Source organism: Paenibacillus sp. J31R122, from assembly GCF_056269185.1.
This window is the reverse complement of sequence record NZ_JBWDNM010000025.1, coordinates 23,723-37,941: the sequence shown is the minus strand read 5'-3', so window position 1 is coordinate 37,941 and position 14,219 is coordinate 23,723. Positions and strand designations below refer to the sequence as shown.

General features: G+C 43.8%; 13 protein-coding genes. All 13 read left to right on the top strand.

The window, feature by feature from the left end:
• Window positions 1-45: 45 nt before the first annotated feature.
• The 13 genes from rpoC (at window position 46) to rplW (ending at window position 14,205) form a co-directional block, all read left to right on the top strand.
• A complete protein-coding gene (gene rpoC, locus AC0YN7_RS27985; protein WP_475813297.1) occupies window positions 46-3,717 on the top strand; it encodes a DNA-directed RNA polymerase subunit beta' in 3,672 nt (1,223 codons plus the stop codon).
• 245 nt (window positions 3,718-3,962) lie between these two features.
• A complete protein-coding gene (locus AC0YN7_RS27980; protein WP_475813296.1) occupies window positions 3,963-4,193 on the top strand; it encodes a ribosomal L7Ae/L30e/S12e/Gadd45 family protein in 231 nt (76 codons plus the stop codon).
• 257 nt (window positions 4,194-4,450) lie between these two features.
• Complete coding sequence (gene rpsL, locus AC0YN7_RS27975) at window positions 4,451-4,873, top strand: 30S ribosomal protein S12 (protein ID WP_475813295.1); 423 nt, start codon at window positions 4,451-4,453, stop codon at window positions 4,871-4,873.
• A 71-nt stretch (window positions 4,874-4,944) separates the two neighbouring features.
• Window positions 4,945-5,415 (top strand): 30S ribosomal protein S7, encoded by a 471-nt coding sequence (gene rpsG, locus AC0YN7_RS27970; protein WP_102715357.1) that lies wholly within the window; start codon window positions 4,945-4,947, stop codon window positions 5,413-5,415.
• A 29-nt stretch (window positions 5,416-5,444) separates the two neighbouring features.
• Window positions 5,445-7,520, top strand: a complete 2,076-nt coding sequence (fusA, locus tag AC0YN7_RS27965) for an elongation factor G (RefSeq protein WP_475813294.1) — start codon at window positions 5,445-5,447, stop codon at window positions 7,518-7,520.
• Between the two features lie 115 nt (window positions 7,521-7,635).
• Window positions 7,636-8,826: an elongation factor Tu gene (gene tuf / locus AC0YN7_RS27960; RefSeq protein ID WP_475813293.1), complete on the top strand. Its 1,191-nt coding sequence runs from the start codon at window positions 7,636-7,638 to the stop codon at window positions 8,824-8,826.
• Between the two features lie 214 nt (window positions 8,827-9,040).
• The gene (locus AC0YN7_RS27955) at window positions 9,041-10,069 is read left to right on the top strand and encodes an ABC transporter substrate-binding protein (RefSeq protein ID WP_475813292.1); all 1,029 of its coding nucleotides are present in this window, start codon (window positions 9,041-9,043) and stop codon (window positions 10,067-10,069) included.
• A gap of 96 nt (window positions 10,070-10,165) precedes the next feature.
• Window positions 10,166-11,080, top strand: a complete 915-nt coding sequence (locus AC0YN7_RS27950; protein WP_475813291.1) for an ABC transporter permease — start codon at window positions 10,166-10,168, stop codon at window positions 11,078-11,080.
• Window positions 11,080-11,874 carry an ABC transporter ATP-binding protein gene (locus tag AC0YN7_RS27945; protein WP_475813290.1) on the top strand — a complete coding sequence of 265 codons (795 nt, stop codon included), beginning with the start codon at window positions 11,080-11,082 and terminating at the stop codon, window positions 11,872-11,874. The genes AC0YN7_RS27950 and AC0YN7_RS27945 overlap by 1 nt, the downstream gene beginning before the upstream one ends.
• Before the next feature lie 415 nt (window positions 11,875-12,289).
• Complete coding sequence (rpsJ, locus tag AC0YN7_RS27940; RefSeq protein WP_197938307.1) at window positions 12,290-12,598, top strand: 30S ribosomal protein S10; 309 nt, start codon at window positions 12,290-12,292, stop codon at window positions 12,596-12,598.
• Window positions 12,599-12,639: 41 nt separating this feature from the next.
• On the top strand, window positions 12,640-13,263 hold the full coding sequence (rplC, locus tag AC0YN7_RS27935; protein WP_475813289.1) for a 50S ribosomal protein L3: 624 nt from the start codon (window positions 12,640-12,642) through the stop codon (window positions 13,261-13,263).
• 28 nt (window positions 13,264-13,291) lie between these two features.
• Window positions 13,292-13,915, top strand: coding sequence for a 50S ribosomal protein L4 (gene rplD / locus AC0YN7_RS27930; protein WP_475813288.1), 624 nt, complete (start codon window positions 13,292-13,294; stop codon window positions 13,913-13,915).
• Window positions 13,915-14,205 carry a 50S ribosomal protein L23 gene (rplW, locus tag AC0YN7_RS27925; protein WP_475813287.1) on the top strand — a complete coding sequence of 97 codons (291 nt, stop codon included), beginning with the start codon at window positions 13,915-13,917 and terminating at the stop codon, window positions 14,203-14,205. The genes rplD and rplW overlap by 1 nt, the downstream gene beginning before the upstream one ends.
• Window positions 14,206-14,219 lie beyond the last annotated feature (14 nt).

The window sequence follows — 14,219 nt, the reverse complement described above, 5'->3', positions numbered from 1 at the left end:
AATTCCGTCTATAGTCACGCGCTCAGGCGGAATTCAGTCACTAGAATGACTAGAATTACACAGTCATACATGACGAAGGAGGGTTGCTCCTTGTTGGACGTGAACAACTTCGAGTATATGAAAATCGGTCTGGCTTCGCCGGATAAAATTCGCTCGTGGTCCCGCGGAGAAGTTAAGAAACCGGAGACGATAAACTATAGGACCTTGAAACCGGAGAAGGAAGGACTCTTCTGCGAGAAAATTTTCGGACCTACAAAAGACTGGGAATGTCATTGCGGTAAATATAAACGCGTTCGTTATAAGGGTGTAGTTTGTGACCGTTGCGGCGTTGAAGTAACTCGCGCGAAAGTTCGTCGTGAGCGTATGGGTCACATTGAGCTTGCTGCTCCTGTTTCTCATATTTGGTACTTTAAAGGTATTCCTAGCCGCATGGGTCTTGCACTAGATATGTCCCCTCGTTCACTTGAGGAGATCATCTATTTTGCATCCTATGTTGTTACGGATCCAGGTGATACGCCGCTTGAGAAAAAACAACTGTTGTCCGAGAAAGAGTATCGCAGCTACCGGGAGAAGTACGGCTATGGTTTCCATGCCGGTATGGGTGCCGAAGCTGTTAAGAAACTCCTTCAGGATATTGATGTAGAGAAAGAACTGGAGCAATTGAAGGAAGAGTTGCGCACCGCTCAAGGGCAACGTCGCAACCGTGCCATCAAGCGATTGGAAGTCATTGAAGCATTCCGTAATTCCGGCAACCTGCCGGATTGGATGATTCTAGACGTACTGCCAGTTATACCTCCAGAGCTTCGTCCGATGGTACAACTTGACGGTGGACGTTTCGCAACGTCTGACCTGAATGATTTGTATCGCCGTGTAATTAACCGTAACAATCGTCTGAAGCGTCTGCTTGATCTTGGCGCGCCTGACATCATTGTTCAAAATGAGAAACGGATGCTTCAGGAAGCTGTCGATGCGTTGATCGATAATGGTCGTCGTGGTCGTCCAGTTACTGGACCGGGCAACCGTCCGCTCAAATCCCTCAGCCACATGCTGAAGGGTAAGCAAGGACGTTTTCGTCAAAACTTGCTCGGCAAACGGGTTGACTATTCTGGTCGTTCTGTTATCGTCGTAGGACCAAACTTGAAGATGTTCCAGTGCGGTCTACCGAAGGAAATGGCGCTAGAACTGTTTAAGCCGTTTGTGATGAAAGAGCTTGTCAACAAAGGTCTTGCACATAATATCAAAAGTGCGAAGCGCAAAGTTGAACGAGTAAGCCCAGAGGTTTGGGACGTTCTAGAGGAAGTAATCAAAGAACATCCGGTATTGCTTAACCGTGCCCCGACGCTTCATAGACTCGGTATTCAAGCTTTTGAACCGATTCTAGTTGAAGGCCGCGCTATCAAGCTGCACCCGCTCGTATGTACAGCTTACAACGCTGACTTCGATGGTGACCAAATGGCTGTTCACGTACCGTTATCCGCCGAAGCGCAAGCGGAAGCACGTTTGCTGATGCTCGCATCTGGTAATATCTTGAACCCGAAAGACGGTAAGCCTGTCGTTACTCCTTCACAGGATATGGTTTTGGGGACTTTCTACTTAACGATGGATAATACGGATGCAAAAGGTACTGGTTCTGTATTCGGAACCATTAACGAAGCAATCTCCGCATATCAGCGTGGTATAGTTTCCTTACATGCCAGGATCTTTATACCTGTTCGTGTTCTTAAGAAAACAAATTTCACCGAACAACAGCAAAAATCGTTACTTGTTACAACGGTAGGTAAAATAATCTTCAACGAGATTTATCCTGAAGATTTCCCTTACATTAACGAGGCGACAAAAACGAATCTGTTGCAAGGTACTCCCGATAAATATTTTGTGTATGAAAAAGGCGCTGACCTTAATAAGTTCATTGAAGACAAAGCCGTTCCTGGCGCTGTCGGCAAGGAGTATCTCGCACTGCTAATAGCCGAGTGCTTCCGTCAATATCATACAACACTTACCGCGGTCATCCTTGACCGGATCAAGCAACTAGGCTTCACATACTCTACTCGCGCAGGTATTACGGTAGCCGTCTCAGACGTTATCGTACCACAAGAAAAAGTAGAAGTTATGGCGAAATCCGATGCTAAGGTCGCGATTGTAATGGGCCAGTACCGTCGTGGTTTAATTACGAATGAAGAGCGTTATGACCGTATCATTAGCATCTGGAGCAAGTGTAAAGATGATATTACTGATATCCTGATGAAATCGATGGATCGTTATAACAACATCATGCTTATGGTGGATTCCAAAGCACGGGGTAACAAATCTCAAATTACACAGCTCGGCGGTATGCGTGGTCTGATGGCGAACCCATCCGGTCGTATTATCGAATTGCCTATCAAATCAAACTTCCGTGAAGGTCTTACCGTACTCGAGTACTTTATCTCGACGCATGGTGCGCGGAAAGGTTTGGCCGATACAGCACTTCGTACAGCTGACTCTGGCTACTTGACTCGTCGACTCGTTGACGTTGCACAGGATGTTATTGTTCGTGAAGACGATTGCGGTACGGATAAAGGCTTCTCTGTAAGCAAAATTCAAGACGGCAAAGAGGTTATTGAGGATCTCTACGATCGTATTGAAGGACGTTATGCATTTGAAACGGTTCGTCATCCGGCAACAGGCGAAATTATCGTTAATCGCAGCGAGTTAATTGACTCAAGTAAGGCAGACGCGATTATTGATGCGGGTGTTGAGAAGCTTCAAATTCGTTCAGTACTCAGCTGTCGTGCTCGTCACGGCGTTTGTAAGATTTGTTATGGACGTAACTTGGCTACTGGCAAGCACGTTGAGATTGGTGAAGCGGTTGGTATTATCGCAGCACAATCCATCGGTGAGCCAGGAACACAATTGACAATGCGTACGTTCCATACGGGTGGCGTTGCCGGCGATGATATCACGCAAGGTTTGCCGCGTATTCAAGAGCTATTTGAAGCGCGTAATCCTAAAGGTCAAGCAATTATTTCCGAGCTTGATGGTGTCATCAAAGAAATTCGTGAAGCTAAGGATCGTCGTGAGATCGAAGTGCAAGGCGAAGCAGAATCGAAAGTGTACGCAGTTACTTACGGTTCCCGTATTCGTGTTGTACAAGGCCAACATATTGAAGCAGGCGATGAGCTGACAGATGGTTCTATCGACCCTAAAGATATGCTGCGCATCAAAGGTATCCGCGGCGTTCAAAACTATATATTGCAAGAAGTACAACGTGTTTACCGGAACCAAGGGGTAGAAATCAATGACAAGCACGTTGAGGTCATGATTAAGCAAATGCTCCGTAAAATCCGTATCGTAGACGCGGGAGGTACAACTCTTCTGCCAGGCGCGTTTGTTGACATTCATGAATATGAATCTCAGAACCGTGAAGCTATTCTATCTGATAACGAGCCAGCTGTTGCAAAACCAGTATTGCTCGGTATTACGAAGGCTTCGCTTGAAACCGACTCGTTCTTGTCTGCAGCATCCTTCCAAGAAACAACTCGCGTATTGACTGATGCCGCTATCAAAGGCAAAGTTGACCAGTTGCTTGGACTTAAGGAAAATGTTATTATAGGTAAGTTGATTCCAGCAGGTACTGGTATGGGACGTTACCGTAACATTCGTTTTGCAGGCTTGGAAGATGAAGTTAAAGCTGTAGTAGAAGGCGAGTTAGAAACAGAGGCTGTTACGATCGAATAATGATCGCATCAGTGGAAAGCTTCTAATTGTAAGTATAATCGTACATGGAGAGAGCGTCCCATTAATCGCTTCGCTTAGAAGCGGAAGATGACCGCTCTTTCCCATGTTTATAGTATGAAGTGAATGCTTAGTAACTATAAAATGATTATCATTACAAGACCTTGACATAAGTACAACTTAGGTGTTAATATATCGAAGTGTGCCTAATTGTGTAATCACTGATTGGAAGAAATGAAGGTGATTTCATGCAGTTTAAGGTCGGTGCAAAACAAACGATGAAGATGCTTGAGCAGCAAAGAGCAGTCAAAGTCTATGTTGCACGAGACGCAGACTCGCAGATGATTGAGAGAATCATTCATCAATGTGAACGTTCAGGTGTTCCGGTTAAATGGGTCGATACGATGATAAGCCTTGGGGAAACCTGCGGTATCGATGTCGGAGCTGCAATGGCAGCACTCATTATCGAAGAAGAATGAAGTAGTAACCGTTTTTGTTAGTTGATTATTTAACGATAGTCATCTGGCGAGAATTTTTCTTTGCTCCTTTATGAACCGCCTGGATCTGTGGGCTTAAAATCAAGGTGAAATGTCTACCTAGCGCAAACGGCTCAAGTCTTTCTCGATTGACAGAGTTACTGTTTCGCAGTGAAATATAGACTTAGGACAGTCAATCAAGTAAGTGTCCTAAATTTCAGTTTTCAAAAGACATGAAAATAGGGGAAGGGGGTGGCATCATGCCAACAATTAATCAATTGGTCCGTAAAGGACGTCAAGCGAAAGTAGTTAAATCGAAATCGCCAGCCTTGCAAAAAGGATTTAACGCCCTAAAACGTGAAGCAACTAACATCAGCGCTCCTCAAAAACGCGGTGTGTGCACTCGTGTAGGAACTATGACTCCAAGGAAACCGAACTCCGCACTTCGTAAATATGCTCGTGTTCGTTTAACGAACCGCTTAGAGGTTACGGCTTACATTCCGGGTATCGGACACAACTTGCAAGAGCATAGCGTTGTTTTGATCCGTGGTGGTAAAGTAAAAGATTTAGCAGGAGTACGTTATCATATCGTTCGCGGAGCACTTGATACTGCAGGCGTTAACAACCGTAATCAAGCTCGTTCGAAATACGGTACTAAGCGTAAAAAAGTTAAAAAAGCATAGAATAGCCTTTTAGGTTTATCGTAATGCTAGTTTTAGAATGAATGACTATTAGAAGAAAGGGGGACTTTCTCATGCCACGCAAAGGTCCTGTAACGAAACGCGATGTATTGCCAGATCCGTTGTATAACAGCAAGCTGGTAACACGCCTTATTAACCGCATTATGCTTGACGGTAAAAGAGGTGTTGCAGCAACACTATTATATGATGCTTTCAAACTGATTCAAGAACGCACGGGTAAAGATCCAATGGAAGTTTTTGAAGCAGCTTTGAAAAATATTATGCCGGTTCTTGAGGTTAAAGCACGCCGTGTAGGTGGAGCTAACTATCAAGTGCCAATCGAAGTTAAACCAGAGCGCCGTACGGCACTTGGTCTCCGTTGGCTCGTGAACTATTCACGTAACCGCGGTGAAAAAACGATGGAAGAGCGTTTAGCTGCTGAAATCACAGATGCTTCCAATAACACTGGTGCAGCTGTTAAGAAGCGCGAAGATACTCACAAAATGGCTGAAGCAAACAAAGCGTTTGCTCACTACCGCTGGTAGAAGCTTTTCAATCGAGAGGAGAAATTATCATGTCAAGAGAGTTCTCCTTGAAAAATACGCGTAACATCGGGATTATGGCGCATATCGATGCCGGTAAAACCACTACTACTGAACGGATCTTGTTCTTTACTGGTCGTACCCACAAAATCGGAGAAGTTCACGAAGGTGGCGCTACGATGGACTGGATGGAGCAAGAACAAGAGCGCGGCATTACAATTACGTCTGCCGCGACTACCGCTCAATGGCATGGACACCGCATCAATATTATCGACACCCCGGGACACGTTGACTTCACAGTTGAGGTTGAACGTTCCCTACGCGTATTGGACGGGGCCGTTGGGGTTTTTAGTGCAAAAGAAGGCGTAGAACCACAGTCCGAAACAGTATGGCGTCAGGCTGATCGCTACAACGTACCTCGGATTGCCTATGTAAACAAAATGGATATCATTGGTGCTGACTATCTGAATGTTATCAAAGACATGCGTGAGCGTCTTGGTGCCAATGCTGTTGCGATTCAAATACCGATTGGCGCTGAGAATGGTTTCGCAGGTGTTATCGATATCGTTGAACGCGTAGCTTATGTTTACAATGACGATCTAGGTAAAGATGTACCGAAATCAGAAATTCCTGCGGAGTATGCTGAACAAGTTGAAGCACTTCGTACTGAATTGATCGAGAAAGTAGCAGAATTGGATGAAGACTTAACGATGAAATATTTGGAAGGTGAAGAAATCACTATTCCAGAAATTAAAGCTGCACTCCGTAAGGGTGTTTGCGAAGTTAAAATCTTCCCAGTTGTTGCTGGTTCCTCATACCGTAACAAGGGTGTTCAACCAATGTTGGATGCTGTTGTTGACTACCTTCCTTCACCACTTGACGTACCAGCTATTAAAGGTACGCTTGAAGATGGCGAAGAGGGTGAGCGTCCATCTTCGGATGAAGCTCCGTTTGCAGCACTAGCGTTCAAAATCATGACTGACCCTTATGTAGGTAGATTGACATTCTTCCGTGTATATTCAGGCGTACTGAAATCCGGATCGTATGTTCTTAACTCAACTAAGGGCAAACGTGAGCGTATTGGACGTATTCTGCAAATGCACGCTAACAGCCGTCAAGAAATTTCGGAAGTTTACTCTGGCGATATCGCAGCAGCAGTTGGTCTTAAAGATACAACTACTGGCGATACTCTTTGCGAAGAGAAAAGCACGATCATTCTTGAATCAATGAACTTCCCTGAGCCAGTTATCTCGGTTGCTATCGAACCAAAAACGAAAGCTGACCAAGACAAACTAGGTATCGCGATCTCCAAGCTAGCTGAAGAAGATCCTACTTTCCGCGCACATACTGACGAAGAAACAAACCAGACAATTATTTCTGGTATGGGTGAGCTTCACCTTGAGATTCTCGTTGACCGTATGTTCCGTGAATTCAAAGTTGAAACGAATGTTGGTAAACCACAGGTTGCTTACCGTGAAACATTCCGTGAAGCTGCGAAGGTTGAAGGTAAGTTCGTTCGTCAATCTGGTGGTAAAGGTCAATTCGGACATTGTTGGGTTGAGTTTTCACCGCTTGAGCCAGGCTCAGGCTTTATATTCGAAAACAAAACAGTTGGTGGATCAATTCCTCGTGAATTTATCGCTCCTATCCAGGCTGGTATTGAAGAGTCGATGAAGAACGGTGTTGTAGCCGGCTTCCCGCTCGTTGATGTCAAAGCTGTTGTTGTTGACGGATCATATCATGATGTCGACTCCTCGGAGATGGCGTTTAAAATTGCTGGATCGATGGCGCTTAAAGCAGCTAAAGACAAGTGTAAGCCTGTCCTGCTTGAGCCAATCATGAAAGTAGAAGTTACTGTTCCTGAAGAGTACATGGGCGATGTTATGGGTATGTTGAACTCCCGTCGTGGTCGTATCGAAGGTATGGATACTCGTGCAGGTGCACAAATTATCCGTTCTAAGGTACCTCTCTCCGAGATGTTTGGTTATTCCACTACACTTCGTTCCGGTACACAAGGACGTGGCGTATTCTCAATGGAGCTTTCTCACTATGAAGAAGTTCCAAGATCGATCTCTGAAGAGATCATTTCTAAGCATAAAGGCGAGTAATCGTTTTTCGCGAGGAATAAATAAATGCTTTTGGCCGTCATTGCTGATTGCATGCAATCAGCAATGACGGCCCACACATAAAAATTTGATGTAAAATTGAGGAGGCTCAAGTTCAATGGCTAAGGCAAAATTTGAACGTAACAAACCGCACGTTAATATCGGTACAATCGGTCACGTCGATCACGGTAAAACGACTTTGACAGCAGCTATCACTACTGTACTTTCCAAAAAATACGGCGGTGCAGCAATCGCATTCGACCAAATCGATAAAGCTCCAGAAGAGCGCGAGCGTGGTATCACGATCTCGACAGCTCACGTTGAGTATGAGACGCCTACTCGTCACTACGCTCACGTTGACTGCCCAGGTCACGCGGACTATGTAAAAAACATGATCACTGGTGCTGCTCAAATGGACGGAGCTATTCTTGTAGTTTCCGCTACTGACGGTCCTATGCCACAAACTCGTGAGCACATCCTGCTTTCGAAACAAGTTGGCGTTCCTTACATCGTAGTATTCTTGAACAAATGCGATATGGTTGAAGATGAAGAGCTTCTTGAATTGGTAGAGATGGAAGTTCGTGACCTTCTTTCCGAGTATGAGTTCCCAGGCGATGACACTCCGATTATTCGTGGTGCAGCTCGTGAAGCTCTTGCTAACCCAGATGGTCCTTGGGCTGAAAAAATCATCGAGCTCTTCGAGCAAGTTGATACTTACATCCCAACTCCTGAGCGCGACACAGCTAAGCCTTTCCTTATGCCTGTCGAGGATGTATTCACAATCACTGGCCGTGGTACAGTTGCTACAGGTCGCGTAGAGCGTGGAGTTATCAAAGTCGGCGACGAGATCGAAATTATTGGTCTTGCTGAAGAATCCCGTAAATCAGTAGTAACTGGCGTTGAAATGTTCCGTAAATTGCTTGACTCTGCTCAAGCAGGGGACAACGTAGGCGCATTGCTTCGTGGTGTAGACCGCAGCAACATTGAGCGTGGTCAAGTATTGGCTAAACCGGGTTCGGTTAAGCCACACACTAACTTCACTGCTCAAATCTACGTTCTTACTAAAGAAGAGGGTGGCCGTCATAAGCCTTTCTTCACAGGCTACCGTCCACAGTTCTACTTCCGTACAACTGACGTAACTGGAATCATCACTCTTCCAGAAGGTACTGAAATGGTTATGCCTGGTGACAACATCACTGTAACGGTTGAGCTTATCGCTCCAATCGCTGTTGAAGAGGGAACTCGTTTCTCTATTCGTGAAGGCGGCCGTACAGTAGGCGCTGGCGCAGTAGCATCCATCCAAAAATAATTGAAGGCGGCTTAGCCGCTAGCAATAATAAAAACCCTCACTTCGGTGAGGGTTTTTGTTCGTTTATGTACAACATCGTTGTTCACCTAGTTATTCTACTAGTTTTTAATAGAACAAATCATTGACTCTAGATATGAAATCGCTTTAATATTAAGTGATAGATAAATAAAGTATAAGGTACCATTCGATTTAACATTTGAGAGGGGTATTTAAAATGAAAAAAAGAGTTTGGGTTGGGTCAATGCTTTTAGTGGTTATGTTACTAGCTGCTGCGTGCGGTGGGAACAAAAGTGAGACTGGGAACAAAAGTGAGAACACTGGGAACAAAAGTGAGTACACTGTTTCAATATCACAGTTAGTAGAACATCCATCTCTAGATGCTACTCGTGAAGGCTTTATCGCAGCTCTTAAAGATGGTGGGATTGTTGAAGGTGAAAACCTGAAGATTGATTTCAATAATGCACAAGCCGATCCATCAAATAGTAAAGCAATTTCACAGAAAATAGCTTCAGGAAAAAGTGATCTGGCATTTGGAATTGCAACAATGCCTTCTCTAAACCTTGCAGAAGATGTAACGAACAAGCCTGTTTTGTTTGCTGCAGTAACAGATCCTGTTGATGCGGGAATTGTAAAACAATTGAAAGCGCCGGGAGGCAATATTTCAGGGGCATCCGATACAAACCCAGATGCAGTGAAACAAACAATGGACTTTATCGCAGCTGAACTGCCAAATGTGAAAACGGTAGGCCTAGTAATTAATGAAGGTGAGACAAACGCAGTAATAATGGCAAAATATGCTGAAAAAGCACTTGCTGATCATGGCATTAAGCTAATCAAAGCACCAATCGTTAACACTTCTGATGTTAAACAGGCTGTTGATTCATTAGTAGGTCGTGTTGATGCTATTTACATTACTTTAGACAATAACGTTGTTACTGGTGTAGATGCAATTATTGAAGTAGCGAACAAAAATGATATTCCGTTCTTTTCAGCGGATCGTGATACCGTTGAGAAAGGTGCATTCGCAGCTGTAGGCTTTAAATATTTTGATCATGGATACGAGGTTGGTCAAATGGCTGTTGAGATTTTGAAGAATGGCAAAAAACCAGGCGATATGGATATCACTGTTCCTCAAAAGCTGGATTTTATTATCAACTTGAAAGCAGCTGCAGAACAAGGCATCACAGTTACAGATGAAATGAAGAAATATGTTAAAGATCCTGCTAATAATATCCTTGAGTAATAAAGTTTTTAAATAATAAAAAAGTGAAATTAGACGGAAGAGGGATGACAGGCTATATGACTTCATCCCTCTTGTCATATTAAGGAGGATAAGTAGATGCTTACATCAATGGGGGGAGCTATCGAGAGTGGTTTAATGTATGCGCTGATGGCACTAGGCGTTTACATTACCTTTCGAATCCTCGATTTTCCAGATTTAACGGTAGATGGGAGCTTCACTACCGGGGCTGCTATAGGAGCTGTTTTGACAGTAAACGGCACAGCACCTTGGCTTACGGTTGTTTGTGCCTTTTTAGGCGGAGCATTAGCAGGAGTTTGTACGGGTTTGCTTCATACGAAAGGTAAGATAAATGGTTTGCTGTCCGGTATTATTATGATGATCGCTTTATATTCCATAAACCTGAGAATATTAGACAAGCCTAACGTGGGTTTACGTAATATGAATAATTTATTCGATCATGTTTCAATAATATTTGTGATGATTCTTTTTGTTATCGCAGTGAAGCTACTTTTAGATCTTTTCTTTAAAACAGACTTGGGCCTGAGTCTAAGGGCTACGGGAGATAACTCTCGGATGATTCGAAGCTTTGGAGTCAATACGGATAATACGATCATTTTTGGGATAGCTTTATCGAACGCTCTTGTAGCGACATCGGGTGCTCTAGTTGCTCACCATCAGAAATTTGCCGATGCCAGCATGGGAGTCGGGATGATTGTAATTGGACTTGCGTCTGTTATAATTGGTGAAGCTATTTTTGGAGCGCGTACTATATTTAGAGCTACTTTGGCTGTTGTATTGGGTTCGATCATATATCGTATTATTTATGCACTTGCATTGAAAATAGAATGGCTGGAAGCTTCGGATATGAAGTTGATCACAGCTGTAATCATAGTGTTTGCACTCGTTGTTCCTTCTACTCGGAGAATAATGAATCAAAAAAATATGGCTCGGAAACGTACAGCGGAAATGCTGGCCTCAATAGAAAAAACACAACCGGGAGGTGGACACTAATGTTGGAGATAGCCCAGGTGTCCAAACTGTTTAATCCAGGTACAGTAGATGAGAAGACAGCGCTTGTCGGAGCAAATCTTATTATGAAGCCAGGCGATTTCATAACGGTTATCGGAAGTAATGGTGCGGGGAAGTCAACTTTGATGAACATTATATCTGGTGTGATGAAGCCTGATGCTGGTGAGGTTAGAATAGACGGCGTAAATATAAGTCAATTATTAGAGCATCAACGCAGCCGCTGGATTGGACGTGTATTCCAAGACCCAATGGCAGGAACAGCGCCAAGGATGTCCATCGAAGAGAATCTTGCTATTGCTTATGCACGTGGGAAGTCACGTGGGTTTTCATTTGGTGTGTCACGTAAAAAACGCGCGATATTTAAAGAAGAGCTTCAACGTATCGGTATTGGACTAGAAAACCGTCTAGGAGCAAAGGTTGGATTGTTATCAGGCGGTGAGCGTCAAGCGCTTAGCTTGCTTATGGCTACATTTACAAAACCACAAATATTGCTTCTAGATGAACATACTGCAGCACTTGATCCAGCAAGAGCGGAGTTAATCACTACGCTTACGGAAACTTTGGTTAAGGAAATGAACTTAACAACACTTATGGTTACACACAATATGGAGCAAGCTATTCGACTTGGGAACAGATTGATTATGATGGACAAGGGACGCATTATTCTCGATGTGACGGAAGAGCGGAAAAAGGATTTAACCGTTGATCAGCTTCTGGGTGAGTTTGAACGGATTAGCGGCAAAAAGTTGGCCGATGACCGAATGATGTTGGGATAGATATATTATAATAGAAGAAACGCAGCGACTCTTAGGGTCGTTGCGTTTCTTTTTCATAGGAATATCAAATTTAAAATTCATGTCTAAGTATAGGCTGTCTGTATTTTGTTAATAAGAAAAATTGTACATATATGGATCGAAAAAATTGTAGTATTTTGGCGCAGTGGCGACTATAATTGTGCGAGTGAGTATTAGGCTGAGCGGTTATAAATCAAGCAATAAAGTTTTTATGCAGCATGAATAAACTTTATGTTGCAATTGCCTATTAGATTCGGTATAATATTGACTGTTGGTCTGACGTTGCGATGATGTGAGAGGTTGCCGACACACCCGGCCCCTTTGCCATGGGGCATGTGCCGGGTTTTCTCACGGAGTATGTCCGATAATAAATTGGGCGATAGAAGGAGGGACTTATATGGCAAAGCAAAAGATTCGTATCCGCTTGAAAGCATACGATCATAGAATTCTTGACCAATCCGCAGAGAAAATTGTTGAAACTGCAAAACGTTCCGGAGCAAGCGTATCCGGGCCGATTCCGTTACCGACGGAAAAGCAAATCATCACCGTTCTTCGTGCGGTTCACAAGTACAAGGATTCCCGGGAACAATTCGAAATGCGCACTCATAAGCGTCTAATCGACATTGTAAACCCAACACCGCAAACGGTTGATGCGTTGATGCGCTTGGATTTACCATCCGGTGTAGATATCGAAATCAAACTGTAATAACAGTATATGCGATTATAGAAAGGAAATGAGGTGTCAACATGAAAGGTATCTTAGGGAAAAAACTTGGTATGACTCAAGTGTTTACTGCTGAAGGTAACGTAATACCAGTTACGGTTATCGAAGCTGGACCTTGTGTGGTTCTACAGAAGAAAGACCAAGAAAACGACGGCTACGAAGCTGTACAATTCGGTTTTTCTGATAAGAAAGAAAGCAGATCGAACAAGCCAGAAGCTGGTCACGCTAGCAAGGCTAACACGACTCCTAAGCGCTACGTTCGTGAAATTCGCGGAATTAACTTAGGTGATTATGAAGTTGGCCAACTTGTAAAAGCTGACCTATTCACAGAAGGCGAATTCGTTGACGTAACAGGTGTTTCGAAAGGTAAAGGCTTTGCCGGCGTTATCAAACGTTGGGGACAAAGCACGGGTCCTATGTCTCACGGTTCCCGTTACCACCGTGGACCAGGTTCCATGGGTTCAATCCAAGCTAACCGTGTACCGAAAGGCAAACGCCTTCCAGGACATATGGGTAGCGAAACAATTACGATCCAAAAACTTGAAGTTATCCGTGTAGATGTAGAACGTAACGTTCTTCTTATAAAAGGATCGATTCCTGGCCCTAAAAACGGATTTGTAAAAGTGAAGCAAACAGTTAAGAAATAATCTCTCTTGAAGAAAGGAGGAACAGGAAATGCCAAAAGTAACAGTATTTAACGTGAGTGGCGCTCAAGTGGGCGAACTTGAACTGGCTGAAACGGTTTTTGGAATTCAACCAAATGTTCACGTTTTGCACAGTGCTGTTGTTAATCAACAAGCATCTGAACGCTTCGGTAATCACAAAACTAAAGGACGCTCCGAAGTACGTGGTGGCGGTCGTAAGCCTTGGAAACAAAAAGGAACAGGTCGTGCTCGTCAAGGTAGCATTCGCTCCCCGCAGTGGGTTGGCGGCGGTACAGTATTTGGACCGACTCCTCGCACATACGGATTTAAGCTTCCTAAGAAAGTTCGTCGTCTTGCGATCAAATCGGCATTGTCTTCTAAAGTGATTGATAACGACATCATCGTTTTGGATGCATTGACATTTGCACAGCCTAAGACGAAAGAATTCGCGGCAATCTTGAATAACCTTAAAGCTGGTCGCAAAGCTCTTGTAGTTACAGCTAGTTATGAAGATAACGTAGCATTGTCTGCACGTAATATTCCAGGTGTTAAATTCGTCGCAGCTGACGGCATTAATGTTCTGGATGTATTAGTACATGACAAGCTTATTATCACTAAAGAAGCAGTAGAGAAAGTACAGGAGGTGCTTGCGTAATGAAAAATCCACGCGATATTATCAAGCGCCCGGTTATTACGGAACGTACGAGCGATTACATGGCTAACAAACGTTATGTGTTTGAAGTTGATCTTCGTTCGAACAAAACCGAAATCAAACTTGCAATTGAGCAAATCTTTAAAGTGAAAGTAACCGGCGTTAACACAATGCGTGTAGCGGGTAAACCGAAACGTTATGGTAAACATAGCGGATACAGACCGGATTGGAAAAAAGCGATCGTTCAATTGAGCGCTGACAGCAAAGAGCTTGAGTTCTTTGAATCCGTTTAGAAAAGGAGGAAATC